We start from the raw sequence: 25,041 nt of genomic DNA, 5'->3' as shown, positions 1-25,041 counted from the left end.
AGTATTTTAAGATACTAAAAAATTATTTTGCAGTAGCTAAATTAATAACTAAATTTGCCACCGATTATTCGGTGTTATTTTGCTTTGGCATAATTGTCTGAAATCGTAATAATAATTAGAAAATGAAAAAAATAGTATCGCTATTAATTGTTGTAACTCTTTTTTGTTCTTGTGGAGAATATCAAAAAGCGTTGAAAAATGAAGATGTTGCAGCAAAATTTGAAATGGCAACAAAAATGTATGATGCCGGAAAATATTCAAAAGCGATTCGTCTTTTCGAGCAATTGGCAACTTCTTATAGAGGAAAGCCTCAAGCAGAAAAGCTGTTTTATATGTTTTCACAATCTTATTATAAAACGAAACAGTATTATTTAGCAGGATATCAATTTGAAGCTTTCGTTTCTGGTTATCCAAGAAGTGAAAAAGTACAGGAAGCAGCTTTTTTAGGAGCTTACAGTTATTCAAAACTAGCGCCTGTTTATAGTTTAGATCAATCAGATACAGTAAAAGCATTAGATAAATTACAGGCTTTTATCGATAATTATCCAAATTCAGAATACATAACACAGGCGAATGAAGCAGTTCAAAGACTGAATGGGAAATTAGAGAAAAAAGCATACGAAAATGCTAAAGGTTACAATACAATTTCAGATTACAAATCAGCTTTGATTGCTTTTGATAATTTTATCGCTGATTTTCCTGGAACACCTTTTAAAGAAGATGCCTTGTTTTATAAATATGATTCGGCATATCAATTGGCAATTAACAGTGTGCCTTCTAAAATGGAAGAACGTTTAAATGTTGCCAAAGTAGCTTATGGAAACTTAATTAAGTTTAAAAGCGATACGAAATACAAAGTTAAAGCGGACGAAATGAACGCTAGAGTTGAAACAGATTTACAAAAATTTACTAAATAAATAAAGTCATGGATTTAAAAAAGACGAATGCTCCTGTTAATACAATAACTTATAACAAAACAGTTATTGAAGAGCCAACAGGAAATGTGTATGAGGCAATTACCATTATGGCTAAAAGAGCAAATCAAATTAATTCAGAGATTAAAAAAGAATTGACTGAAAAATTAGAAGAGTTTGCTACTTATAATGATAGTCTTGAGGAAGTTTTTGAAAATAAAGAACAGATCGAAGTTTCTAAATTTTACGAAAAATTACCAAAACCACACGCTTTAGCTGTTCAAGAATGGTTAGACGGAAAAACTTACCACAGAGGTTCAAACAAATAATATAGTACAATGTCAGTTTTAAACGGGAAGAAAATTTTACTGGGTGTTTCCGGTGGAATTGCAGCCTATAAAACAGCCACTTTAGTACGACTTTTTATAAAAGCAGGTGCACATGTCCAAGTGATAATGACACCTGCTTCTAAGGATTTTGTAACTCCACTTACATTATCTACTTTATCTAAAAACCCAGTACATTCTAGTTTCTTCAATCAAGATGATGAAGGCGAAGTTTGGAACAATCACGTTGAATTAGGTCTTTGGGCCGATTTGATGCTGATTGCGCCTGCTACTGCCAATACTTTGTCTAAAATGGCAACAGGAAACTGCGATAATCTCTTAATTGCGGCTTATTTATCTGCTAAATGTCCAGTCTATTTTGCGCCTGCAATGGACTTGGATATGTACAAGCATCCTTCTACTTTATCTAGTTTTGCTGCTCTAAAACAGTTTGGAAATATTATGATTCCTGCTGAAAGTGGAGAATTAGCAAGTGGTCTTTCAGGCGAAGGGAGAATGGCAGAACCAGAAAATATAGTTGCCTTTTTAGAAGCTGATTTAGAAAGTAAATTGCCTTTAAAAGGAAAAAAAATATTAGTTACTGCAGGTCCAACATACGAAGCGATAGATCCTGTACGTTTTATAGGAAATCATTCTTCTGGTAAAATGGGGTTTGATATTGCCAATGAAGCGGCTAGTTTAGGAGCAGAAGTTTTTTTAATTGCAGGACCAACGCATTATAAAGCAAAAAATGCTTTAGTAAAAGTAACAGATGTAGTTTCGGCACAAGAAATGTACGATGCCTGTCATTTATATTTTGGCGAAGTAGATGCTGCAATTGCTGCGGCAGCTGTTGCAGATTACAAACCTAAATTTGTTGCAGATCAAAAGATTAAGAAAAATGATGCAGAATTTTCGATTGAACTTGAAAAGACAAAAGATATATTGTCTTCTTTAGGTGCAATCAAAAAAAATCAGTTCTTAATTGGATTTGCATTAGAAACTGAAAATGAAATTGAAAATGCTAAGTTGAAAATTCAGAAAAAAAACTTAGATTTGATTGTTTTAAATTCCTTACAAGATAAAGGCGCCGGTTTTAAAAAAGAAACAAATAAAGTAACCTTTATCGACAAAAATTTTGAAATTGAACCGATGGAATTAAAATCAAAAGAATCTGTTGCGGCTGATATTTTGAATAAAGTTGTAAAGCATTTTTCAAAATCATAAATTTGAAATATACGCCTAGAACATTAAATCGAGAAGATTTGTGTTTATAAAATTAAATTTTTAGATGATTATGAATAAGATAGTTACGCTATTGTTTTTTTTAAGCTTTGGTTTTGTGCAAGCGCAACAGCTAAACTGTACAGTAACTATTAATACTGAGCGACTTACGAATCCGAATAATCAGGTTTTTAAGACGCTTCAAACTTCTCTTTCTGAGTTTGTTAATAAAACAGACTGGACAGGCTCAGCTTTAAAACAAAACGAAAGAATAAACTGTTCGATGTATATCACTTTATCATCTAACAATTCAGATCAGTTTACAGGAACTATTCAGGTGCAATCTTCTAGACTGATTTTTAATTCGACTTATTCTTCTCCGATTTTAAATTATAACGATAAAGATTTTAATTTCAGATATACAGAATACGAACCGCTGTTGTTTAATCCGACAACTTACGATTCGAATTTAGTTTCTGTGATTTCTTTTTACTGCTATATGATTTTGGGTATGGATGCCGATAGTTTTCAAATGGGAGCGGGGAATCCGTATTTTCAAACGGCACAAAATATTGCCAATGTAGCGCAACAAGGAGGATTTAAAGGTTGGAGCCAAGCAGATGGACTTCAGAATCGTTATTTTTTAATAAATGATATGATTGCGCCAACTTACAGTGATTTACGTCAGACTATGTATGCGTATCATACTGGTCTAGATGCTATGACTTTAGATTTAAAAGCTTCAAAAGAAAAAATTAAATCTTCGTTGATGCTTATCGGAAAATTAAATTCAGTTAAACCAAACGCTTTTATTACTCGAGTTTTTTTTGATGCCAAATCAGATGAAATAGTTTCAATTTTTTCTGGTGGTCCAAGTATTAATGTTTCTGATTTAACTGATGTTTTGAATAAAGTTTCGCCTTTAAACTCAACAAAATGGTCTCAGATTAAGTATTAATTCTGTTTTCGTTTTTATAAATCTTCACTAAATTTCATTTTACAAAACTGCTCTATGATTACGTCGCTGTCAATTAAAAATTATGCTCTAATTGAAAAACTTGCAATAGATTTCTCTAAAGGTTTTTCTATAATTACAGGTGAGACAGGTGCGGGTAAATCGATTATATTAGGTGCAATTGGTCTTGTTTTAGGAAAAAGAGCCGATTTAAGTTCTTTAAAAAATAAAGAAGAAAAATGTGTAATTGAAGCCCAATTTGAAATTGGGAAATATAACTTGAAAGAATTCTTCGAAGCCAATGATTTGGATTATGAAGACGAAACAATTATTAGACGTGAAATTCTTCCTTCGGGAAAATCACGTGCTTTTATAAATGACAGTCCTGTAAATCTTCAAGAATTGCAAGATTTAAGTTTGTATTTAATTGATATTCATTCGCAACAGCAAACTCAAGAATTGTCAGATGAAAATGTACAATTTAAAATTATTGACGCCATTGCTAATAATGGAGATGTTATTTCTGAATATCAAAAACTCCTAAAGTCTTATAAAACAGATAAATCCAAGTTAAATGCTTTGCTCAAAAAACAAAGCGATTCTGGAAAAGAGCAAGAATACAATACATTTTTATTGAATGAATTGGTTTCGGCTCAATTAAAATCTGGCGAACAAGCAGAATTAGAGTCTGATTATGAAAAACTGAATAATGTTGAGATCATTAAAGAATCTCTAGATAAATCTTTGGTAATTTCAAATGAGGAACAATTTGGTGTTTTTCATAATTTAAATGAAATAAAAAATGCGTTGCAAAAAGTAGCGGCATTTTCGCCAGAATATCAAAATCTATTTGAAAGAATAACGAGTTTAGCAATTGAATTTGATGATATTTCTAAAGAATTAGAAAGTTGTTCAGAGAAATTGTTGAATGATCCAGCGCAATTAGAATTAGTAAATCAGAAATTACAATTGATTTATAATCTTCAGAAAAAACATGCGGTAAGTTCTGTTGATGATTTATTGCAAATTCAGGCAGATTTAGGTAATACTTTGTTGGAGCTTGATAATATGGACGAAGAAATTGCTTCTTTATCTAAAATTATCGAACAAAAAACAATCGAATTGGATAAATATGCTGATAAAATTCATCAAAATAGAATAAATGCTATTCCGAAATTATCAGAACAGTTAATTTCGATTTTACAAACTTTAGGGATGCCTAATACACGTTTTAAAATGGAACTTTTACCATCTGAAACCTATTTTCAAAACGGAAAAGAAGAATTGCAATTCTTATTTTCTGCAAACAAAGGAACCGATTTTGGTTTGTTGAAAAAAGTTGCTTCAGGAGGAGAAATGTCTCGTATTATGTTGGCTGTAAAAGCGATTTTAGCAAAATATTCGAAATTGCCAACTTTAATTTTTGACGAAATTGACACTGGAGTTTCTGGAGAAATAGCGATAAGAATGGGAGAGATTATGAAGGAAATGAGCGCTACAATGCAAATATTTGCCATTACACATTTACCGCAAATTGCCGCAAAAGGAGATTCTCATTTTAAAGTTTCAAAATCTACAGTTGGAGATGATACCCAATCTGAATTGAAGCTTTTGTCGCAAGAAAACCGAATTTTAGAAATTGCTCAAATGTTATCTGGAGCAAATGTTTCTGATTCGGCATTAAACCATGCAAAACAATTATTGAACTAAAATATAGAAATGGAAAGTTTGAGTTTTTACGAAAATCAATTTATAAAAGCAGATGCATTAATTTCTGAAGGAAATTCTGCAGATGCAAAAGAATTACTAGAAGATATTTTGTCTCAATATCCTGATTTTGGAAAAGCCCATAATCATTTGGGATGGATTTATTATAATAAATTAAGTGACTACGAAAAAGGAGTGTATCATTATAAACTAGCAATGAAATTTGATTCAAAATATCCTGCTCCTTATCTTAATTATACTTATTTATTAATAGATCTTGGTCGATACGCTGAAGCAAAAGAGCATATTAAATTTACTTTAGCAAATTTAGAAAATGCAGATAACTCTACTTATAACAGTGAATTAGGTAGAATGGCAGAATATGAAGGTGAATTTGCGGCAGCTTATGCTTATTATAAAGGAGCTACTAAAAATGCTTTAAACCCAAATTTTATTGACAATATGAATGCCAATATGAAAAGGGTTAAGGATAAAATGTCTATTTTTGAAAAATTAAAACTGAAATTCAAATAATACAAAAAAAATAATTACAAGATGATTATAGAACCTAGAATGAGAGGATTTATTTGTTTGACTGCCCATCCAACGGGAGCTGAGCAAAATGTAAAAAATCAAATCGAGTACGTAAAATCTAAAGGAGAAATTGCTGGACCTAAAAAAGTTTTGGTAATTGGTGCTTCTACTGGTTTCGGATTAGCTTCAAGAATTACTAGTGCTTTTGGTTCTGGTGCATCAACTATTGGAGTATTTTTTGAAAAACCACCAGTTGAAGGAAAAACTGCTTCTCCAGGATGGTACAATTCTGCAGCATTTGAAAAAGAAGCTCATAAAGCAGGTTTATATGCTAAAAGTATCAATGGTGATGCATTCTCAAATGAAATAAAAAGAGAAACTTTAGATTTAATCAAAGCTGATTTAGGACAAGTTGATCTTATAATTTATAGTTTGGCTTCGCCTGTGCGTACAAACCCAAATACAGGTGTTACGCATCGTTCAGTTTTAAAGCCAATTGGACAAACTTTTACAAACAAAACAGTTGATTTTCATACAGGAAAAGTTTCAGAGGTTTCTATCGCTCCTGCAAACGAAGAAGATATTGAAAACACAGTGGCTGTTATGGGTGGTGAAGACTGGGCAATGTGGATTGATGCTTTAAAAGCTGAAAATTTATTAGCAGAAGGCGCTACAACAGTTGCATATTCTTACATTGGGCCATCATTAACAGAGGCGGTTTACAGAAAAGGAACAATTGGTCGTGCAAAAGACCATTTAGAAGCTACGGCATTTACAATTGAAGATTCTTTAAAATCTATCGGAGGAAAAGCTTATGTTTCTGTAAATAAGGCATTAGTAACTCAAGCGAGTTCTGCAATTCCTGTAATTCCTTTATATATTTCACTTTTATATAAAATTATGAAAGAAGAAGGAATTCATGAAGGTTGTATCGAGCAGATTCAGCGTTTATTCCAAGACAGATTGTATAACGGTTCAGAAGTTCCTGTTGATGAAAAAGGAAGAATCAGAATCGATGATTGGGAAATGCGTGATGATGTTCAAGAAAAAGTAGCTAAACTTTGGTTAGAAGCAACTACAGAAACATTACCTGAAATTGGAGATCTTGCTGGATACAGAAATGATTTCTTAAATTTATTCGGATTTGAATTTGCTGGTGTTGATTACACCGCAGATACAAACGAAGTTGTTGAAATTGAAAGTATCAAATAACATATTTTACTTATCGTAAAACAAAAAACCATCAATCAAAAGTTGATGGTTTTTTTGTTAATATACCTTATCTTTGTTAAAATTTTAAATATTTAAAAATTACCCTTTAATAACCGCACACTCTGCTATGATTTTTTCTCTAATTGTACCCGTGTATAATCGTCCTGATGAAGTTGATGAACTTTTAGAAAGTCTCTCAAAATCAGATTATAATGAAGCTTTTGAAATTGTTCTCGTCGAAGATGGATCTTCAGTGCCATGCCGAGATGTGGTGATGAATTATCAAGGAAAATTAAACATATCCTATTATTTTAAAGAAAACTCAGGTCCTGGAGATTCAAGAAATTATGGAATGCAGAGAGCAAGAGGAGATTATTTTATCATTTTTGATTCAGATTGTATTATTCCGTCGCAATATTTAACAGAAGTTCGTAAAGAATTAGATGCTAATTATGTAGATTGTTTTGGAGGTCCAGATAAGGCGCTTGATAGCTTTTCGGATATTCAGAAAGCAATTAATTTTGCGATGACTTCATTTTTGACTACAGGCGGAATTAGAGGTGGTTCTGAAAAGATAAATAAATTTCAGCCAAGAAGTTTTAATATGGGTATTTCTAGAAAGGCTTTTGAAGCTTCAAAAGGTTTTGGAAACATACATCCGGGCGAAGATCCGGATTTATCAATCCGTTTATGGAACTTAGGATTCGAAACTAGGCTGTTTAAAGAGGCTTATGTATATCATAAAAGAAGAATTGACTGGGAAAAATTCTCTATCCAAGTCAATAAATTTGGGATTGCGCGACCGATTTTAAATAGTTGGTATCCAGAACATAACAAGCTAACTTTTTTCTTTCCGACGCTATTTATATTAGGTTTATTATTAGCTTTTTTATTGTTAATTTTCAATATTGATATTTTATTACAATTATATTTCGTATATTTCGTTATAATTTTTCTTACAGCAAGTATTCAAAATAGAAGTGTCAAAATTGGATATTTGTCTGTAATAGCAGTTTGGAAACAATTTTTTGGTTATGGCACAGGATTTTTAAAATCTTATATAAAAGTGATTTTATTAAAGAAAAAACCACAAGAAGCATTTCCACGTATGTTTTTTAAGGTATAATAATGACAAAAGTTATCGGTCTTACAGGAGGAATTGGCAGTGGCAAAACGACTATTGCAAACTATTTTAATGAATTGGGTGTTCCTGTTTATATTGCCGATGACGGTGCCAAAAGAGTAATGCAATCTCATGATATTCTTGAGGAATTAAAATCTGTTTTTGGCAAAGACATTTTTGATGGAGAAGTTTTAAATAGAGCAAAATTAGCTCAAATAGTTTTTAATGATAAGGAACAATTGGCAAAATTAAATGCAATTGTACATCCAGGAGTAAAAAGAGATTTTGAAATATGGATGCAAGGTTATGAAAATTATGATTATGTAATTTATGAAGCCGCTATATTATTCGAAAGTGGTCGTTATAAAGAATGTGACGTAATTATAACAGTTACAGCTCCTGAGGAAATAAGAATAGAACGTGTTATCGAACGAGATAAAACAACGAGAGAACAAGTTTTAAGCAGAATGAAAATGCAATGGAATGATGAAAAACGAATTTCTAAGAGTAATTTCGTGATTAATAACGATAATCTTAAAATTGCTAAGGAAGAAGTTGTTAAAATTCTTAAAATTTTAAATATAAAACAAAATCAGTCTTAAATGTTAATATTTGGTTAATGTATTATTTAGTATATTGTTAAAATATTAATTTTGTTTCGATGAATAAATTATTTTTTAGAATACTTGTTTTGTTAATGAGTTTGTCCTTAATCGGGATAATTCTGGTTCAAGTATTTTGGTTCAATTCTTCGTTCAAGAATAATGAAGAACAATTTAAATACCACGTTACTCAAGTAATTGGAAATGTTGCAGAAAAACTGGAACAGCAAGAAGAGTACAGTTTCTACGACAAATACAACCGTATTAAAGACAGTACGGGGAAAATTCCAAAAAAAGAAGATCTGCTGGAAGTACTTTATGTACAAAGAAACCCGAAAACAAATAAAACAATTGTTTATTCGAGTACTTTGACATCAGAAGATTATGATATAAATGGATCAGTTTTTGATAAAAAGTTCAGTAATGAACGTTTTAAAAATTTCAGCTCAAAAAGAGTCACTGAAGTTTACAACAATAACAAGGGTATTGATAATAATAGTTTAGGACAAAGTATTTTTCCGGATGATAGAATAGAAAAATCTGGAAGTTTAGATATTTTAAATAAAGTTCAGCAACAAATTCAATATAAAGACATTGCTTCTTTAACTCCAATTGAAGGAAGAGTAACAAAAGATAGACTTTTCAAGTTATTAAAGAAAGAATTGGGAGAATATGAAGTTAAAACAAAATTTGAGTTTGGAATTTATAGCAGTGGTGTTCCAACCAAAGTAAAGTCTGATGGATTTCATTACGATAAAGACGCTACTTATAATATTCCAATTTTTACTGATAACGAAGGAAATAGTAAATATGAATTGTCAGTTACTTTTCCGCAAAAAAAGAAATTCTTATTATCAGAATTATTAAGCATTACTATTCTATCAATTGTATTTACACTGATTATTATAGTTGCCTATACAAGTGCGTTAAATCAATTACTGCGTCAGAAGCATATTTCTGAAATCAAAACCGATTTTATTAATAACATGACGCATGAGTTTAAGACTCCAATTGCAACTATAAATTTAGCTCTAGATGCTATTAGAAGCCCTAAGGTTATTGAGGATAAAGAAAAGGTTTATCGTTATCTCCAAATGATTAGGGATGAGAATAAAAGAATGCATGCTCAGGTTGAAAATGTATTACGTATTTCTAAACTTGAAAAAAGAGAACTTGATATTACAAAAGAACCTACTGTAGTTACTGATATAATTGACGACGCAATTGAACATGTAAATCTGATATTAGAAGACAGAGAAGGGACGGTAGAAAGACATTATAATGCAGCGAGAACAACAGTTTTAATTAACGAAGTTCATTTCACAAATGTGTTGGTTAATATTTTAGAAAATGCTATAAAATATTCTCCAGACACTCCTAAAATTGAAATTTTTACAGAAAATGTAAAAGATGTAATTTTAATTAAGGTAAAAGATCACGGTTTAGGAATGAGTAAGATAGCTCAAAAGCGAGTTTTTGAGAAATTTTACAGAGAACATACAGGAGATCTGCACAACGTAAAAGGTCATGGTTTAGGTCTGGCTTATGTAAAAAGAATTGTCGAAGACCATAACGGTCAAGTATATGTAGAAAGCGAAAAAGGAAAAGGTAGCACCTTTATAATAAAAATACCATTAATAAATTAAAATATGGAAAATACTAACAAAAGAATACTTTTAGTAGAAGATGACCTAAATTTTGGGGCGGTTCTTAAAGATTATCTAATGTTAAATGACTTTGAAGTTACTTTAGCTAAAAACGGTATGGAAGGTTTCGAAAAATTCAAGAAGGATGTATACGATTTATGTATTCTTGACGTAATGATGCCCTATAAAGATGGCTATACTTTGGCTAAAGAAATTAGAGAAAAGAACAGTGAAGTGCCAATTATCTTTTTAACTGCAAAATCAATGAAAGAGGATGTGTTGAAAGGATACAAAGCTGGTGCTGATGATTATTTAAATAAACCTTTTGACTCTGAAGTGCTTTTAATGAAAATTAAAGCAATCATTCAAAGAAAATCTGCTGATACAAAAGCAGAGCAAGTACAATTTGAGTTTAACATTGGTAAATTCCACTTAAATTCTAAACTAAGATTCTTGACTTTCCAAGATGAAGAGCCTATTAAGTTATCTCCAAAAGAGAATGAATTGCTTAAAATGCTTATTCTTCATGAAAATGATTTAATGCCAAGAGAATTAGCACTTACTAAAATTTGGAGAGATGACAACTACTTTACTTCAAGAAGTATGGACGTTTACATCGCTAAATTGAGAAAATACTTAAAAGCTGATGAAGATGTTGAAATCTTAAACATTCATGGAGAAGGTTTCAGATTAGTAGTAAAAAGCAAAGTTTCTGAATAATATTTTAGAAATCACCTATAAAAAATAAAGGCTCTGAGAAATCAGAGCTTTTTTATTTTTAATTTCAATTTAACGCAAGCTTGTCATTTCGACGAAGGAGAAATCTTCGCAAGAAGCTCTACAAAGATTGGACATTCGTTGCGGAGTTACTCGCGAAGATTTCTCCTTCGTCGAAATGACAATATTATGGGTTAAGTTTTGTGAGATTTAATAAATTTTATTTCCAATGCAACTCCAAAGCAAAACAAGTTTTTTCGCCTTTTGTAATACTGAATGTTGCTGTTGTATGATCGTCGTCTTCGCTTTCATGAATTACAACTTGATCTTTTAAAGAAAGCTCTTTCATAAAGTTCATTTCGAAGCTTTTTACTTCTTGTTTCATAATTCTTTTCGGATCAACATGGTCTAAGCACCATTCTAAATATTTTACATTATTAACATGATTTACAATATCTAAATCAGATAAATAAACTGTTTTTTCGAATACAGCTTCTTTTTCGTGATTGATGTTTATTTTAGAAAAACCTTCTTCTGTTGCTCTATTTTCTGGAAATAATTCGAAATGTTCGTAAGGTAAAGCTAAAGCTTCAGGTCGACGTGCTTGTGTGTTAAAAACGGCCCAATAAGTTTCGCAACCTACTATTTTTTTACCATTTACATACATTTCTAAAGCACGAACAGAACGTGAATTTTCTAAACTGTTAATCCATGTTTTTACGGTTACAACATCTTGCCATTTTGGTAAAGCATGAACTTCAACACGCATTCGGCTTAAAACCCAAGCTTGGTGAAATTCTTGCATATCATAAAAGCTAATTCCTCCAACCTCAGAATGCGCTGCCGCGGTTAATTGTAAAATATTACACAAATCGGTATATTTTAAGAAACCTGTTGGTGTGCATTGTGTGAAATTGATTTCCCAGTCTTTACTTAAAACTGATGTGAAATTTGGAGATATTGGCATTTTTTAATTTTAGATTTTAGATTGTTGAGTTTTGATTTTTTTCTTTGGAAAATAGAAACAAGAGGAAAGAAAAAAGACTTTATTTTACTTTAGAAGGTTTTCTATGTAACTTATGATTTCTTTTCTATCTGTCGCGTAATCAAACCATTTTGTATTTTCGTTTCGTTTGAACCACGTTAATTGTCTTTTAGAGAATCTTCGCGTGTTCTTTTTGATTTCTTCTATTGCAAAAGGCAAAGTGAATTCTCCGTCAAAATAACTAAATAATTCTCTATAACCGACCGTTTGGAGCGCATTTAACGCTTTGTTAGGATAAAGTGCTTCGGCTTCTTTTAATAATCCTTCGTTCATCATAATATCAACACGTTGGTTGATTCTGCTGTAAATGATTTCTCGATCGGCATCTAAACCAATTAAAATAGGAGTGAAGTCTCGGTTGTTTTTCTTTTGATTCAGAAAAGATGAATATGGTTTTTGAGCGCCAATACAAACTTCTACAAAACGCATCATTCGTTGTGGGTTTTGTAAAGTCTGCGGATTTTCTAAAGTTATTTTTTGATAATATTCTGGATCTAAACTTTTTAATTGTTCCTGAAGATATTCGATTCCGAGTTTTTCGTAGTTTGAATTTACTTCTGAGCGAACTTTGGGATCAATTTCAGGAAATTCGTCAAAGCCTTTTAAAATAGCATCGACGTATAATCCTGAGCCGCCAATTAGAATTACAAAATCATTGGTCTGGAATAGTTCTTCAATTTTAGCTAAAGCTTCTTTTTCGTAATCACCAACAGTATAGTTCTCAAAAATAGATTTATTTTGAATGAAATGATGTTGGGCTGAATTTAATTCTTCTTGACTTGGAACTGCGGTTCCGATAGTCATTTCTTTGAAAAACTGACGGCTGTCGCAAGAAACGATTTCGCATTTAAAATGTTGTGCCAAAGCAATACTCAAGGCTGTTTTGCCTATAGCTGTTGGTCCGACAATGGTAATTAGGTATTTCATAGTTTTTAGCCCAGATGGAAATGGAAACCCCGGACTTATATTTGTTGCATTTTTTTGGTGTAAAAGAGCGACTCCCGACGCTTCGGGAGAAACTCCTTTTATGCCTTAAAAAGTTACAAATATAAGGAGGAGTTGGAATGTACAGCTGGATTGGCTTCTAAAATTAATTATTTGGAAGTTCTGTTCCGCATTCGTAACAATATTTTGCGTTGTCAAAATGCACTTGTGACTGACATTTTCGGCATGTTTTTTTTCCGCTTACAGAATTATTTCTTAAACTGCTTTTGGCAAATTCGGCAGTTACAATTCCGGTTGGAACGGCGATAATTCCGTAGCCTAAAATCATAACAAATGCTGCTATAAATTGTCCAAGTGGCGTTTGTGGCGAAATATCTCCGTAACCAACTGTTGTTAATGTTACGATTGTCCAATAAATTCCCATTGGAATACTTGTAAATCCTGATTCTCTACCTTCGACTAAGTACATTGTGGTTCCGATTATTACAGTACTGATGAGCACAAAATAGATAAAAACTAGAATCTTTTCTTTACTGGCTTCTATGGCTTCTTTTAATTGTAAGGATTGATGGTTAATTTGCGGAATATGTAAAATTTTGAATAATCGCAAGAAACGTAATGCTCTTACAATCGATAGAATGCTTGCGCCAGGAAAAAAGATAGATAAATACATTGGTAAAACGGCAAGTAAATCGATAATTCCGTAAAAACTGAAAATGTATTTAACAGGTTTTTGAATCGATATTATCCTTAAAATATATTCGATTGTAAAGAATATTGTAATTACCCATTCGCAGATTATTAGTTGTTCGTGGTATTTAGAGCTGATTCCCTGAACGGTATCTAACATTATTAAAAGAACGCTCAGTAAAATTAAACCCAGTAATACTAAATCGAACATTCGTCCTAAAATGGTATTAGTGCCATATAGAACGATTTTGACCTTTTCTCTAAAGATTTCGTACTGTGATTTTGTGTTTTTCATATCCTTAAAGATAATCCAATTTTTACTGTCTTAAAGATGAAGTATTTTTAGTGATTTACTTTTTCGAATGTAGTTTTGAATAATATTTTTTACATCGCGATTGTGCTGCATCGGAATAAGAATGTTTTTTAATATTTCAATATTCGTGATTTGATAATTCAAATCGTAGTAAGCGTAACCTTTGTAAGCTCCATTTTCGATCAAAATGGCACTTCTTTCATTAACATTTCTGCCTCTGTCTATTAAAATCATGCTTTTGTTTTCAAAACTATTTTCTGAAATAAATTGCTGAACTCTTAAATTGTAAGTTTCTGGAGCAACTTCGCCTATGCATGCGCCGTCACATTCTTTGATTTTATATTGAAAGCATTCTTTTTTAGATTGGTATAAACCAGTCAGTTTTTGACACAAAAAGTATTTTGCCGTGATTTTGAAAAGTGCATTTTTGCCTTCTTGTAAAGATGCGTACGATGTAATTTCTCTTTTACGTCCATCAGCTTTTTCAAGTTTTAGATTGATGTATCCATTAGCATCTTTTTCAGCATATAGAGCAAAAGGAAAAACGCTTTTCTTTTGCGAACGATTGTATCGTGGTCGGTTGATTTTTACTTCCTGACTTTCTTTTAATAGTGCAATTAATTCGCTTCCCGTTTCGTCATAAGTGATTGTAAAAACTTCTGCCTGAATTCTTTTGCTTTTGGTTGTAATTCCTGTAAAATGCTGATTTACTCTTTTTTTGATATTTTGACTTTTACCAATATAAATTAGAGTACCTGCTTCGTTGTATATATAATAAACACCTGTTTTTGGAGGCATTTGATTAATTAAATCCAGAAACTTTGGAGAAATTCCTTTTTCGACTTCTAGTTTTATAAAATCTTTTACGATTGTTTTTTCAACATCTTTTTCTAAAAGCATTTTGAAAAGTTTAGTCGTTGCCATGGCATCTCCGCTGGCACGATGTCTGTCTGCCATTGGGATTCCGAGTGCACGAACTAGTTTTCCTAAACTGTATGAAGGTTGTTCTGGAATTAATTTTTTAGCTAATTCGACGGTACAAAGGGTTTTAGCTTCAAAATCGTAGCCTAAACGTCGAAATTCGGTTCTAAGAATTCTATAGTCAAAAGATGCGTTATGAGCCACGATAACGCAGTCTGAAGTAATTTCGATAATGCGTTTCGCAACTTCATAGAATTTTGGAGCCGACTGTAACATAGCATTATTGATTCCGGTCAGTTTTACAACAAACGGTTGGATTGGAATTTCAGGATTGACAAGGCTTATGAATTGATCAACTACTTCATGCCCATCAAATTTGTAGATAGCGATTTCGGTAATTCCCTCTTCATTAAATTGTCCCCCAGTGGTTTCTATGTCTAGTATTGCGTACAAATTCAGTGTTCAGTCTCAGTTTTTAGTATTCAGTTTTTTCTGTAAAGGCGTATTATTTGTTCGCTTTACAGGATTTGGTGTCGAAATTATCTTCCTCCAAAAATGCTGCTCCCAATGCGAACCATTGTGCTTCCGCATTCTATCGCTAATTGATAATCTCCAGACATTCCCATCGATATGGTGTTCAGGCTGCAGTTTTCAGTTTTCAGATTTTTTATCGAATCAAAAATGGATTTTAAATGGGTAAATTCTTTTTTAATCTGGTTTTGGTCTTCAGTGAAAGTTGCCATTCCCATCAAACCTAAGATACGAATATTTTTTAACTCTTTGAACTCCACAGAAGTTAAAAGTTCATTTAATTCGTTTTCATCCAAACCAAATTTAGATTCTTCTTCGGCAATATAAATTTGAAGAAGACAATCAATTATTCTATTGTTTTTTAAAGCTTGTTTATTGATTTCTTGTAATAATTTCAAACTGTCAACACCGTGAATTAAAGTCACATAAGGCGCCATAAATTTGACTTTATTCGACTGAACGTGACCAATCATATGCCATTGAATGTCTTTTGGCATTTCTTCCCATTTTTCGGTCATTTCCTGAATTTTGTTTTCTCCAAAAATACGCTGCCCAGCTTCATAAGCCTGCATCAAGTCTGAAACAGGTTTTGTTTTTGAAACAGCAACGAGAGTTACGTGTTCAGGTAATGAAGTTTTAATTGTATTTAAGTTTGATGCTATTGACATTTTTATTTATTTTTTTGAAAGCTGAACATGTAATTTTTCATTTCTTTCTGACGGAATGTAAAAATCTATCTTTTTATCTTCCATTTTTAATTTAGGATCAAATCCAGGTCCTTTTGCCTCATTTTTTAAGTATGTGTAAAAAGAACCCACATCACTTTGATAAAGATTTCCAAAAAATTTATCATAGCAGTTAACAGAACCACAAAAATAACCTACTATTTTATCATCAAGATTAACGACTATTACTTCAAAATTTGCTTTTAGATTTAAATCCCTTAAATATAGAATTAAAAAATTGTGTTTTCTTTTTTTGTCAAAACTTTGAGTACTTTTGAAGACACAATTTTTGTATTTCTTGTTGTTAATATCTAATTGATAGTTATTTTCTTGTTTTAAGATTCGGGTTGTTCCAAAGAAATATTTAATAGTCATTGGTTTGTACAAATAAAGAGCAATTAAGCTACAAACAATCAGAATGACTAAAGAAAATACTCTTTTCATAAATTAATTAAAGTTTATAAAAACTGCTTCGAGATTTTCTCTGCTTTTTTGCTTTCGCTATAATCGTAAAAACCTTCTCCAGATTTCACTCCCAATTTCCCAGCTCTCACCATATTTACTAATAATGGGCAAGGAGCATATTTTGGATTTTTGAAACCTTCGTACATGACATTTAAAATGGCAAGACAAACATCAAGGCCAATAAAATCTGCTAATTGAAGCGGTCCCATTGGATGTCCCATTCCTAATTTCATTACCGTGTCAATTTCGTAAACTCCTGCAACTTTGTTGTATAATGTTTCGATTGCCTCGTTTAGCATTGGCATTAAAATTCTGTTTGCCACAAAACCAGGATAATCGTTTACTTCAACAGGAACTTTTCCTAATTTTTCAGATAAAGTCATGATAATTTTGGTTACTTCATCGCTTGTATTGTACCCGCGAATGATTTCAACCAATTTCATAATTGGAACAGGATTCATAAAGTGCATTCCGATAACACGTTCAGGATGTGCAACAACAGATCCGATTTGTGTAATGGAAATTGAAGACGTATTAGTAGCTAAAATGGTATTGTGAGAACAATATTCATTTAATTGTTTGAAGATATTTAGTTTCAATTCAACGTTTTCTGTTGCAGCTTCAACAACCAAATCAACGCCAACAACACCATCTTTAATTTCTGTATAAGTAATAATATTAGTGATTGTTTTAGCAACATCTTCTTGCGTAATTGTTCCTTTTGCAAGCATACGTTCTAAATTGGTTGCAATAGTTGCCATTCCTTTATCTAATGATTTTTCAGAAACGTCAATTAATTTTACAGTAAATCCGCTTTGCGCGAATGTATGAGCAATGCCGTTGCCCATTGTTCCTGCTCCAATTACAGCTATTGTTTTCATTTGTATGATGGTATTTTATTTTACGATTAAGCCACGAATTCACAACTTGATTGTGACTTTCGTGGCCAATATTTTAAATTTTTCTTTTAACTATTTATCGAAACATTCGATTATTTGATAGGCTACACGTAAAGCATCAGTTGCTTGTTCTAATGTTACAACTGGAGTAGTATCTGTATTGATTGCATTTGCAAAAGATTCTAATTCATCTAAAATCGCGTTATTTTGCTCAACATCAGGATTGGTAAAATAGATTTGTTTTTTTACACCTTCTGCATTTTGTAAAATCATATCAAAATCTCCAGGAACTTCTGGCGCATCTTTCATACGAACGACTTCACATTTTTTCTCCAAAAAGTCTACAGAGATGTAAGCATCTTTTTGAAAGAAACGTGATTTACGCATATTTTTCAACGAAATTCTACTAGCAGTTAAATTAGCAACACAGCCATTTTCGAATTCGATTCTCGCATTGGCAATATCTGGAGTTTCACTAATAACAGATACACCGCTTGCGTGAATATCTTTTACTTTTGAATTAACAACACTTAAAATAGCGTCAATATCATGAATCATTAAATCAAGAACTACAGGAACGTCTGTTCCGCGTGGATTAAATTCAGCCAAACGATGCGTTTCTATAAACATCGGATTTTCGATCATATTTTTTGTGGCAATAAAAGCAGGATTAAAGCGCTCAACATGTCCAACTTGCCCTTTTACATTGTATTCTTTTGCTAAAGCGATAATTTCTTCAGCTTCCTCAACCGTATTTGCAATTGGTTTTTCAATAAAAATATGTTTTCCTGATTTAATGGCAACTTTTGCGCATTTGTAGTGCGAAAGGGTAGGAGTAACAATATCAATCACGTCGACAGCGTGAATAAGTTTTGCAATAGTGCTGAAATTTTTATAGCCAAACTCTTTTGAGATTCTTTCGGCATTTTCTTGATTTTCGTCGTAAAATCCAACTAATTCGTATTTGTCAGATTGTTGTAATAAGCGTAAATGTATTTTACCAAGATGACCAGCACCTAAAACTCCTACTTTTAACATGAGAATGTATTTTAAACAAAAATAGAATTTATTTGTTGAATGTAAAAATGAATTTAGCTAATTGTGAGTTCAGAATCATGAATTATAAATTATCAGACACGCCTTTTCGACTTTTAGCTTTGGACTTTCGACTGTATTAATTTATTATTTAAAAATCAATATTTGAAATCCTGTTTTGTTTCTTATTTTTGCGAAAATAAAACCTACCCAATTTTGAAAGATACTGCCAAACATCAAGGACTTCGCAATCAATTAGTAACCACTTTAGAGCAAAAAGGAATTACTGATAAAGCAGTTCTAGAAGCAATAAAAAAAATCCCGAGACATCTTTTTTTGAATTCAAGTTTTGAAGATTTTGCCTATCAGGATAAAGCTTTTCCTATAGGTGCGGGGCAGACTATTTCTCAACCTTACACTGTTGCTTTTCAATCGCAGCTTTTAGAAGTGCAAAAAGACCATAAAATTTTGGAGATTGGAACGGGTTCTGGATATCAAACCGCAGTTTTGTTTCATCTTGGTGCAAAAGTTTATACTGTAGAAAGACAAAAGGAATTGTTTAAACAGACTTCTATCTTATTTCCAAAATTAAATATTCGTCCAAAACATGTATCTTTTGGCGATGGTTACAAAGGACTTCCGAATTTTGCACCTTTTGACAGCATAATAGTTACAGCGGGCGCACCGTTTATTCCGCAACCCTTAATGGCACAATTGAAAATTGGAGGAAGATTGGTAATTCCGCTTGGAGAAGACGTTCAGATTATGACTTTATTAATTAGAAAGAATGAAACGCAATTTGAAAAACATGAATTTGGAGAATTTAGATTTGTTCCTTTATTAGAAGATAAAAATTAATGAGAAAGCCCAGTTTTAAGCTGGGCTTTTATTTTGTAATTAATTGAATAGCTAGATTTAGATTTTCTTTTTCAATTTTTAAGATATAATTTATAAAAATCGATTTGTCATTCTTGACTTGACTTTTTTCAAAAACAGATAAATATTCTTCTTTGCTGTTTTGATTAGCTTCAATTGTGGCATAAACATAATTATGTTGAAGTAAAATCCAATTTAACAGCAAATTTGCCATTTGATGATTTCCATTTTCAAACGGATTAATCTCAAGTATTTTTAAATAAGCTTCAGAGGCAAGAATTATGGGGTTAATATTATTTTTGTGCAGTTCGTACCAATTGAAAAGTAAATTCATTTCACGCAAAATCAATGAATCACTTTTGTATTTTCCTAAATTCTCAGATTCAATCCCTCTAAACATTAAATTATGAATAAACAGAAAGTCTTTTTCGTTTAAGAAAGTTTTCTTTTGAATTAAATCTTTAATGTAAACTAGTATTTCATGAAAGTTTATTGCCTCAAGATGATTTTGCATACTTTTTCCAGAAATAGTCAATCCGTCATTTATTACAGATTTTATTTCATTTTGTGTTAATAAATTTCCGTTTGAGTTAATACTGCTGAAAATAAATTGTAGCTCTAAAGTTTTTGAAATTTGACGTAATTCAAAATGGTTAAAAGATTGAATTTTATTTTTTAATATTTCAATTTCATCTAAAATGATTTGATAAGAAGAAAGTAATTCAGAATTCAACTCTTTTTTATTTTTCTGAATTTCTTGTTCGACTAAAAGCAAGGCTTTTAAAGCAAATTCTTCATCTCCAATTTCATAAAGAATTTTTTCTTTAAGCCAGGCTATCATTAAAGTCTCGTAATCAATTTCTAAAAGTTGAGACAGCTTAACGATTTGATCTTTGGTTGGTTTTCGTGTTCCAGATTCAAATTTGCTAATCAAAGCCTGATCAATTCCTGCAAGTTGTGCCAATTCGCGGGTTTTTAAACCTTTTTCTTCTCTAGCATTTTTTAGAAGCGATTTCATTATGAATAATTTAGTCTTGACCAATTTAGTCAATTTTATTTACGTAAAAAAAGCAACTAAATGAAAGTTGCTTTTTTTGATTTTATTTTGGAGGTAGAGATCCGTCTTTTCTCATTTCCTTGACTACTGCCAACATAATTGCGTCGACAGTTTGTCCTAAATCTGTAACATTTTGCGATTCTGTAGTTCCTGTCCAGATTAATTTATTTTCTTTTAACGAAAAAACATTGGTTTCTACCATATATAAAGTCGATTCTTGATAATAACCCGGATCGTAAAAATTAGGAGAATACATACCGTACCAATTACCGAAACCATAACCATACATTCCAGTATACATTCCGTCAAATCCTCCGTAATACATACCTGTATAAGTTCCAGGCACGTAGGTGGTTTCCTTTTCTTTACTGACTAAGCGCATACTCACAACTCCGTCAAAATTCTCGTCTTGAAGAACCTTTAGTTTTTGCTCTTTAGTAAGTTGATCCGCGGCACCTAAATATTGATATGAAGTTTTAAACACAGGATTACTTGCTGCAATTCTGTTTTCGGCAATTCGCCTTGAAGCTTCGTCTTTGACTAAAGCAACAACCAAAACCTTTTTAAATTGTTCTTGTGCAACAGTTACTTTTGGATCTCTCCAGCTGTTTACGATAGTGGTGTTACTGCCGCATCCTATAAATGCAAAACTGGCAATCAGCAAAATAAAGTACTTTTTCATATTTTACAGTTAAATTGGTTATAAGTAAAAATAACTATAAAATACTAATAAATAAGTGTTTGTGCTAAAAATAAAAAAAAGCTTACTAATTGTAAGCTTTTTTTATACGGTCTAAATCACGTTTTGTATCTTGTTCTTTTAAAGATTCGCGTTTATCGTAGTTTTTCTTCCCTTTACAAAGTCCAATTTGCAGTTTGGCTAAACCTTTCTCGTTTGTAAATAGCTTTAACGGAATAATAGTTAATCCTTTTGCCTGAACGCTTTTATGAAGTGTTTTTAATTCTTTTTTGTTTAAAAGTAATTTTCGCTCACTTCTTGATTTGTGATTGAATTGATTTCCAAAAGAATATTCTTCGATGTAAGTATTGATAGCAAAAAGTTCCATACCGCTAAACTCGCAGAAACTTTCTGTAATATTTGCTTTTCCTAGACGTATAGATTTGATTTCGGTACCTGCCAAAACGATTCCAGCAGTATAGGTATCGATTATTTCATAATCAAATCGTGCTCTCTTATTTAATATATTGACTGATTTTAACATAATGCAAATGTAAGACAAAATTGAAAACTTTATAACTGTGCAAGATAATTAAAGTTTTTTTTTAATCTATGATTTTAATCATTTCCGAGAGAAAAGCTTACGGCTAAGTTTGTTTCATAATTTAAAATAAACTTTAAAAATGAAAAAAATTGTAACATTAGTGAGTATCGTGTTATTTGGTTTAACTGCTAAGGCTCAAGATGCATCTCAAGGCTTAAAAGGAGCTTGGTTTGCAACTTCTCAATTCGGTTATCAACAAACTAAAACTGGCGACGTAAAAGGAACTAATTTATCTGTTCTTCCAATTGTGGGAACATTTATTACACCATCTGTAGCAGTAGGTGCAGGAATAGGTTATATTAATATCAAATCGCAAGGTTATGATGATGCCAGTCCAGATCTTAAAACACTAGGGAATACAAATTTATTTGTTTTTCAACCTTTGGCTAGAAAATACTGGAATGTGGCAGGATCTTTATATTTCTTTGGGCAAGCTGCAATACCAGTAATTACTGGAAAAGAAAAAGAGAGTAACTTAAAAGTAAATCAAGTTGGTGTGTCGGTATCTGGTGGTTTCGATTATTTTGTAACTAAAAATTTCTCAGTTGAGTTTTCTTACGATTTAGTAAATTTCACTTCAACAACTCTAAAACCAGAAAATGGAGAGAAAACAACTGTCACAAATTTTGGATTAGCTCACGTAGCTAATGTTGATTCATATTACAATACAGCTTTAGGAGGAAGTGCTCCAAACTTAACTTCTCCAATTTCTGTCGGATTTAAATTCGTTTTCTAATTATTCTTTATTTGATTGATGTAAAATTCTATTTCGTAATTTTGCATAAAAAGAAAGACCGTACTTTTTTGCAGTACGGTCTTTTTGATATATTTAAAAAGTATAAAATGGAAAATAAATCAAAAGATCCTTTACACGGAATTACACTTCAAAAAATTGTCGAAACTTTAGTCGATTTTTATGGTTTTGATACTTTAGGAGAATTGATTCCTATTAAATGTTTTATTTCTAATCCAAGTATAAAATCGAGTTTGACATTCTTAAGAAAAACAGATTGGGCGCGTAAAAAAGTAGAAGAGCTTTATGTAAAAACGCTTCCTAAGTTAAGCTGATTTTATAATTTATAAGAAATCATAACTCCTCCGCGGTACGGAAGCCATTCACCACTTTTATTATAATTGGGGGCTTTTTCATATCTACCTGGAGTTCCATCGTTGTAATAGCCATGGTAAAAACCTTGATGCCAACCGCCTCCAACAAAAACATCTAGCAAAAATTTGTCATTTAATTTAATGTTGTAGCCGACAGTTGCGCCAATTCTATAACCGAAACCATCTTCATAGCGATTACTGTCCCAATAATTCCATTTTTGCAATTCGTATTTATCTGCGCCTATATGAGCTCCAGCATAAAAGCCATTGTATTTTTCTTTGAAATGGTAACGAATCTCTGGAGTTACCGTAATAAATTTCATTGGATGATTCCCGTTAAATGATTCCCAAAATGAAGCCATTACATCGGCACTAAAAGTGGTCTTTTCTCCAATACTGGTTTCTATTCCAACATTCGGAACTAATAATAGGGCAGTCGCTCCATTAAATTTTACAAAAGTCTGACTTTGTAATTGTATACAAAATAAAAGAACAATAAGGGCTGGTATTTTTTTCATAAAAATGTTTTCGAATTCAAAATCAGCTCTTTTTAACCGATTTCGAGCGCAAATATAACGCATAAAGGCAGATAAGTATTGTGTTGACGAGAGATTTAACAAGAATAAAAATCTATTTTTCTAGTAATGAATAGATTACCTTGTCTAAAAATTTTCCGTCATAAAATTCAGACTCTTTAAAATGCGCTTCTTTTGTAAATCCGCATTTTTGAAGCACTTTTTCCGAAGCATAGTTTTCTGGAGCAATTACAGCTTCAATAGAATGCAGCTTTAAATCTTCAAACGCATATTTTATAAGTCTTTGAACAGCTTCTGGCACAAAACCTTTTCCGTGAAATTCTGGTAAAATCATATATCCAATTTCAGCTCTATAATTCTCAGGTTGAAGTCTATAAAATCCAATAAATCCAATTAATTTAGAATCATTTTTAAGTCTGATTCCCCAATTAATTCCTTCGTTTGTTTCGATTTTATCAGAAATCATTTTGATGTGTTCCAAAGCCTCATCATTGTTTTTTACCAATGGTCTCGGAATATATTTCATTACTTCAGGATTTGAACGTAATTCAAAAACTTCATTAACATCTTTATCTGTAATTCTATCCAAACGCAAACGCTCTGTTTCGATAATTGGAAAAGGAGAAAAATTAAATTCTAACATTTTGTAATGTATTATGATATTGTAATACTGAATTTTGCAGCAAAACTTTTGTTTTCTTCTAAAGTTAAAACACCTTCTTTTTCGAATAAATTCCCAGAATTTTCATCAGTGTCAGAATAACCAAGCCAAGGCTCAATACAAACAAACGGAGCGTTTTCTTTAGTCCATAAACCTAAACTTGGAAAGTCTTTAAAATCTACTTTGACATAAGGTTTTGAATTTTCAAGAATAGTTAAAGATTTAGATTCTAATGTTTTAAAAATTAAAGCATCATTTTTAAAAAGCTCATAATTTAAAGGAACAATCTTGTTTACTGTTTCTAAAATTTTAGTTTTTGATGAAATCAAATCATTTTCAAGAAGATAATATTTCAGATTTTCTTCTTTTTCAAATTCGAAAGCATAATCCTCAAAATTATTTGGTAATGCAATAGCAGGATGTGCTCCAATTGAAAAAGGCATTTTTTCAGTTCCTTTATTTATGACTTTATATTCTAGTTCTAAAGAATTTTCATTTAATGAATAGATCAACTGTAGTTCAAAATTAAAAGGATATTTCTTCAGCGTTTCTTCAGAAGATTTTAGAGAAAATATCGCTTTATTTTCACTTTTTTCAATCAATTCAAATTCCATTTCACGCGCAAATCCATGACGAGGTAAATTATATTCTTTACCGTCGATTTTATAAGTGTTGTTTTTTAAAGTTCCTACGATAGGAAAAAGAACTGGCGAATGCTTTCCCCAGAAATCAGGGTTTCCTTCCCATATATATTCTTTGTTTTGATTGTCTTTTATAGAAAATAATTCAGCTCCAAGATGATTTATGGAAGCCGTTAATGTTGAATTTGAGATTGTTGTAGTCAAAATAGAATGTCTAAAGTGAATAAATTTTACAGTGATGTAAATATATTTTATAAAAATTACTTTTCTGAGAAAATCGCTCAAATTATTTTATTGATAAAATTTTGCTAAAATTTAATTTATGTTTTGAAATTTCTCTACGAATAGCTT

At 31.5% G+C, this 25,041-nt stretch carries 28 protein-coding genes; 14 read left to right on the top strand and 14 right to left on the bottom strand.

Going from position 1 to position 25,041, the window contains the following annotated elements; genetic code table 11:
* The first annotated feature begins 122 nt into the window (after positions 1-122).
* The 11 genes from bamD to P0R33_RS02810 all read left to right on the top strand — a co-directional run bounded on the left by bamD (position 123) and on the right by P0R33_RS02810 (position 10,963).
* On the top strand, positions 123-917 hold the full coding sequence (gene bamD / locus P0R33_RS02860; RefSeq protein ID WP_276174130.1) for an outer membrane protein assembly factor BamD: 795 nt from the start codon (positions 123-125) through the stop codon (positions 915-917).
* Positions 918-925: 8 nt separating this feature from the next.
* On the top strand, positions 926-1,243 hold the full coding sequence (locus P0R33_RS02855) for a DNA-directed RNA polymerase subunit omega (RefSeq protein WP_007807938.1): 318 nt from the start codon (positions 926-928) through the stop codon (positions 1,241-1,243).
* A 9-nt stretch (positions 1,244-1,252) separates the two neighbouring features.
* Positions 1,253-2,467, top strand: coding sequence for a bifunctional phosphopantothenoylcysteine decarboxylase/phosphopantothenate--cysteine ligase CoaBC (coaBC, locus tag P0R33_RS02850; RefSeq protein WP_276174129.1), 1,215 nt, complete (start codon positions 1,253-1,255; stop codon positions 2,465-2,467).
* A gap of 70 nt (positions 2,468-2,537) precedes the next feature.
* Complete coding sequence (locus tag P0R33_RS02845) at positions 2,538-3,422, top strand: DUF4835 family protein (protein ID WP_276174128.1); 885 nt, start codon at positions 2,538-2,540, stop codon at positions 3,420-3,422.
* Positions 3,423-3,476: 54 nt separating this feature from the next.
* Positions 3,477-5,129, top strand: coding sequence for a DNA repair protein RecN (recN, locus tag P0R33_RS02840; protein ID WP_276174127.1), 1,653 nt, complete (start codon positions 3,477-3,479; stop codon positions 5,127-5,129).
* A gap of 9 nt (positions 5,130-5,138) precedes the next feature.
* The gene (locus P0R33_RS02835; protein WP_276174126.1) at positions 5,139-5,660 is read left to right on the top strand and encodes a tetratricopeptide repeat protein; all 522 of its coding nucleotides are present in this window, start codon (positions 5,139-5,141) and stop codon (positions 5,658-5,660) included.
* Positions 5,661-5,681: 21 nt separating this feature from the next.
* Positions 5,682-6,872, top strand: a complete 1,191-nt coding sequence (fabV, locus tag P0R33_RS02830) for an enoyl-ACP reductase FabV (RefSeq protein WP_276174125.1) — start codon at positions 5,682-5,684, stop codon at positions 6,870-6,872.
* Between the two features lie 127 nt (positions 6,873-6,999).
* A complete protein-coding gene (locus P0R33_RS02825; protein ID WP_276174124.1) occupies positions 7,000-7,998 on the top strand; it encodes a glycosyltransferase in 999 nt (332 codons plus the stop codon).
* Positions 7,999-8,000: 2 nt separating this feature from the next.
* Positions 8,001-8,597, top strand: a complete 597-nt coding sequence (gene coaE / locus P0R33_RS02820) for a dephospho-CoA kinase (protein WP_276174123.1) — start codon at positions 8,001-8,003, stop codon at positions 8,595-8,597.
* Between the two features lie 59 nt (positions 8,598-8,656).
* A complete protein-coding gene (locus P0R33_RS02815; protein WP_276174122.1) occupies positions 8,657-10,243 on the top strand; it encodes a HAMP domain-containing sensor histidine kinase in 1,587 nt (528 codons plus the stop codon).
* 3 nt (positions 10,244-10,246) lie between these two features.
* A complete protein-coding gene (locus P0R33_RS02810; RefSeq protein ID WP_008463080.1) occupies positions 10,247-10,963 on the top strand; it encodes a response regulator transcription factor in 717 nt (238 codons plus the stop codon).
* 217 nt (positions 10,964-11,180) lie between these two features.
* Here P0R33_RS02810 and P0R33_RS02805 read toward each other — a convergent pair whose 3' ends face one another.
* The 8 genes from P0R33_RS02805 to P0R33_RS02770 form a co-directional block, all read right to left on the bottom strand.
* Positions 11,181-11,927, bottom strand: a complete 747-nt coding sequence (locus P0R33_RS02805; protein ID WP_276174121.1) for an acyl-ACP thioesterase domain-containing protein — start codon at positions 11,925-11,927, stop codon at positions 11,181-11,183.
* Positions 11,928-12,011: 84 nt separating this feature from the next.
* Positions 12,012-12,932: a tRNA (adenosine(37)-N6)-dimethylallyltransferase MiaA gene (gene miaA, locus P0R33_RS02800; protein ID WP_276174120.1), complete on the bottom strand. Its 921-nt coding sequence runs from the start codon at positions 12,930-12,932 to the stop codon at positions 12,012-12,014.
* A gap of 163 nt (positions 12,933-13,095) precedes the next feature.
* Positions 13,096-13,935: an ion transporter gene (locus P0R33_RS02795; RefSeq protein ID WP_276174119.1), complete on the bottom strand. Its 840-nt coding sequence runs from the start codon at positions 13,933-13,935 to the stop codon at positions 13,096-13,098.
* A gap of 30 nt (positions 13,936-13,965) precedes the next feature.
* The gene (locus tag P0R33_RS02790) at positions 13,966-15,327 is read right to left on the bottom strand and encodes an exonuclease domain-containing protein (RefSeq protein ID WP_276174118.1); all 1,362 of its coding nucleotides are present in this window, start codon (positions 15,325-15,327) and stop codon (positions 13,966-13,968) included.
* Between the two features lie 86 nt (positions 15,328-15,413).
* A complete protein-coding gene (locus P0R33_RS02785) occupies positions 15,414-16,073 on the bottom strand; it encodes a YggS family pyridoxal phosphate-dependent enzyme (RefSeq protein ID WP_276174117.1) in 660 nt (219 codons plus the stop codon).
* Positions 16,074-16,079: 6 nt separating this feature from the next.
* On the bottom strand, positions 16,080-16,574 hold the full coding sequence (locus P0R33_RS02780; protein WP_276174116.1) for a hypothetical protein: 495 nt from the start codon (positions 16,572-16,574) through the stop codon (positions 16,080-16,082).
* A gap of 14 nt (positions 16,575-16,588) precedes the next feature.
* Positions 16,589-17,476: a 3-hydroxyacyl-CoA dehydrogenase NAD-binding domain-containing protein gene (locus P0R33_RS02775; RefSeq protein WP_276174115.1), complete on the bottom strand. Its 888-nt coding sequence runs from the start codon at positions 17,474-17,476 to the stop codon at positions 16,589-16,591.
* A gap of 90 nt (positions 17,477-17,566) precedes the next feature.
* Complete coding sequence (locus P0R33_RS02770) at positions 17,567-18,532, bottom strand: Gfo/Idh/MocA family oxidoreductase (protein ID WP_276174114.1); 966 nt, start codon at positions 18,530-18,532, stop codon at positions 17,567-17,569.
* A gap of 213 nt (positions 18,533-18,745) precedes the next feature.
* On the opposite strand from P0R33_RS02770, the gene P0R33_RS02765 reads away from it, so the two are divergent.
* Positions 18,746-19,387, top strand: coding sequence for a protein-L-isoaspartate(D-aspartate) O-methyltransferase (locus P0R33_RS02765; RefSeq protein ID WP_276174113.1), 642 nt, complete (start codon positions 18,746-18,748; stop codon positions 19,385-19,387).
* 28 nt (positions 19,388-19,415) lie between these two features.
* On the opposite strand, the gene P0R33_RS02760 is transcribed toward P0R33_RS02765, so the two are convergent.
* From P0R33_RS02760 to smpB, 3 genes are all read right to left on the bottom strand, one after another.
* A complete protein-coding gene (locus P0R33_RS02760) occupies positions 19,416-20,423 on the bottom strand; it encodes a helix-turn-helix domain-containing protein (protein ID WP_276174112.1) in 1,008 nt (335 codons plus the stop codon).
* An 82-nt stretch (positions 20,424-20,505) separates the two neighbouring features.
* Positions 20,506-21,144: a hypothetical protein gene (locus P0R33_RS02755; protein WP_276174111.1), complete on the bottom strand. Its 639-nt coding sequence runs from the start codon at positions 21,142-21,144 to the stop codon at positions 20,506-20,508.
* Positions 21,145-21,229: 85 nt separating this feature from the next.
* Positions 21,230-21,685 (bottom strand): SsrA-binding protein SmpB, encoded by a 456-nt coding sequence (smpB, locus tag P0R33_RS02750; RefSeq protein WP_223705569.1) that lies wholly within the window; start codon positions 21,683-21,685, stop codon positions 21,230-21,232.
* 139 nt (positions 21,686-21,824) lie between these two features.
* On the opposite strand from smpB, the gene P0R33_RS02745 reads away from it, so the two are divergent.
* Both P0R33_RS02745 and P0R33_RS02740 read left to right on the top strand, forming a co-directional pair.
* The gene (locus tag P0R33_RS02745; RefSeq protein ID WP_276174110.1) at positions 21,825-22,481 is read left to right on the top strand and encodes a hypothetical protein; all 657 of its coding nucleotides are present in this window, start codon (positions 21,825-21,827) and stop codon (positions 22,479-22,481) included.
* Between the two features lie 107 nt (positions 22,482-22,588).
* Complete coding sequence (locus tag P0R33_RS02740) at positions 22,589-22,813, top strand: VF530 family protein (RefSeq protein ID WP_276174109.1); 225 nt, start codon at positions 22,589-22,591, stop codon at positions 22,811-22,813.
* A 2-nt stretch (positions 22,814-22,815) separates the two neighbouring features.
* On the opposite strand, the gene P0R33_RS02735 is transcribed toward P0R33_RS02740, so the two are convergent.
* The 3 genes from P0R33_RS02735 to P0R33_RS02725 all read right to left on the bottom strand — a co-directional run bounded on the left by P0R33_RS02735 (position 22,816) and on the right by P0R33_RS02725 (position 24,894).
* On the bottom strand, positions 22,816-23,370 hold the full coding sequence (locus P0R33_RS02735; protein ID WP_276174108.1) for a DUF3575 domain-containing protein: 555 nt from the start codon (positions 23,368-23,370) through the stop codon (positions 22,816-22,818).
* Between the two features lie 112 nt (positions 23,371-23,482).
* Entirely contained in the window at positions 23,483-24,031 is a 549-nt protein-coding gene (locus tag P0R33_RS02730) for a GNAT family N-acetyltransferase (protein ID WP_276174107.1), read from the bottom strand.
* Between the two features lie 11 nt (positions 24,032-24,042).
* Positions 24,043-24,894, bottom strand: a complete 852-nt coding sequence (locus P0R33_RS02725) for an aldose 1-epimerase family protein (RefSeq protein ID WP_276175683.1) — start codon at positions 24,892-24,894, stop codon at positions 24,043-24,045.
* Positions 24,895-25,041: the final 147 nt, after the last annotated feature.

The organism is Flavobacterium sp. YJ01 (assembly GCF_029320955.1).
In the GTDB taxonomy this organism is placed as follows: Bacteria; Bacteroidota; Bacteroidia; order Flavobacteriales; family Flavobacteriaceae; genus Flavobacterium.
Note: the sequence above shows the minus strand (reverse complement) of the source record. Positions and strands in the feature narration are given on the sequence as shown.

Coding starts and splice junctions, on each gene's coding strand:
- bamD (WP_276174130.1), top strand. CDS start 123: ATGAAAAAAATAGTATCGCTATTAATTGTTGTAACTCTTTTTTGTTCT.
- P0R33_RS02855 (WP_007807938.1), top strand. CDS start 926: ATGGATTTAAAAAAGACGAATGCTCCTGTTAATACAATAACTTATAAC.
- coaBC (WP_276174129.1), top strand. CDS start 1,253: ATGTCAGTTTTAAACGGGAAGAAAATTTTACTGGGTGTTTCCGGTGGA.
- P0R33_RS02845 (WP_276174128.1), top strand. CDS start 2,538: ATGAATAAGATAGTTACGCTATTGTTTTTTTTAAGCTTTGGTTTTGTG.
- recN (WP_276174127.1), top strand. CDS start 3,477: ATGATTACGTCGCTGTCAATTAAAAATTATGCTCTAATTGAAAAACTT.
- P0R33_RS02835 (WP_276174126.1), top strand. CDS start 5,139: ATGGAAAGTTTGAGTTTTTACGAAAATCAATTTATAAAAGCAGATGCA.
- fabV (WP_276174125.1), top strand. CDS start 5,682: ATGATTATAGAACCTAGAATGAGAGGATTTATTTGTTTGACTGCCCAT.
- P0R33_RS02825 (WP_276174124.1), top strand. CDS start 7,000: ATGATTTTTTCTCTAATTGTACCCGTGTATAATCGTCCTGATGAAGTT.
- coaE (WP_276174123.1), top strand. CDS start 8,001: ATGACAAAAGTTATCGGTCTTACAGGAGGAATTGGCAGTGGCAAAACG.
- P0R33_RS02815 (WP_276174122.1), top strand. CDS start 8,657: ATGAATAAATTATTTTTTAGAATACTTGTTTTGTTAATGAGTTTGTCC.
- P0R33_RS02810 (WP_008463080.1), top strand. CDS start 10,247: ATGGAAAATACTAACAAAAGAATACTTTTAGTAGAAGATGACCTAAAT.
- P0R33_RS02805 (WP_276174121.1), bottom strand. CDS start 11,927: ATGCCAATATCTCCAAATTTCACATCAGTTTTAAGTAAAGACTGGGAA.
- miaA (WP_276174120.1), bottom strand. CDS start 12,932: ATGAAATACCTAATTACCATTGTCGGACCAACAGCTATAGGCAAAACA.
- P0R33_RS02795 (WP_276174119.1), bottom strand. CDS start 13,935: ATGAAAAACACAAAATCACAGTACGAAATCTTTAGAGAAAAGGTCAAA.
- P0R33_RS02785 (WP_276174117.1), bottom strand. CDS start 16,073: ATGTCAATAGCATCAAACTTAAATACAATTAAAACTTCATTACCTGAA.
- P0R33_RS02780 (WP_276174116.1), bottom strand. CDS start 16,574: ATGAAAAGAGTATTTTCTTTAGTCATTCTGATTGTTTGTAGCTTAATT.
- P0R33_RS02775 (WP_276174115.1), bottom strand. CDS start 17,476: ATGAAAACAATAGCTGTAATTGGAGCAGGAACAATGGGCAACGGCATT.
- P0R33_RS02770 (WP_276174114.1), bottom strand. CDS start 18,532: ATGTTAAAAGTAGGAGTTTTAGGTGCTGGTCATCTTGGTAAAATACAT.
- P0R33_RS02760 (WP_276174112.1), bottom strand. CDS start 20,423: ATGAAATCGCTTCTAAAAAATGCTAGAGAAGAAAAAGGTTTAAAAACC.
- P0R33_RS02755 (WP_276174111.1), bottom strand. CDS start 21,144: ATGAAAAAGTACTTTATTTTGCTGATTGCCAGTTTTGCATTTATAGGA.
- smpB (WP_223705569.1), bottom strand. CDS start 21,685: ATGTTAAAATCAGTCAATATATTAAATAAGAGAGCACGATTTGATTAT.
- P0R33_RS02745 (WP_276174110.1), top strand. CDS start 21,825: ATGAAAAAAATTGTAACATTAGTGAGTATCGTGTTATTTGGTTTAACT.
- P0R33_RS02740 (WP_276174109.1), top strand. CDS start 22,589: ATGGAAAATAAATCAAAAGATCCTTTACACGGAATTACACTTCAAAAA.
- P0R33_RS02735 (WP_276174108.1), bottom strand. CDS start 23,370: ATGAAAAAAATACCAGCCCTTATTGTTCTTTTATTTTGTATACAATTA.
- P0R33_RS02730 (WP_276174107.1), bottom strand. CDS start 24,031: ATGTTAGAATTTAATTTTTCTCCTTTTCCAATTATCGAAACAGAGCGT.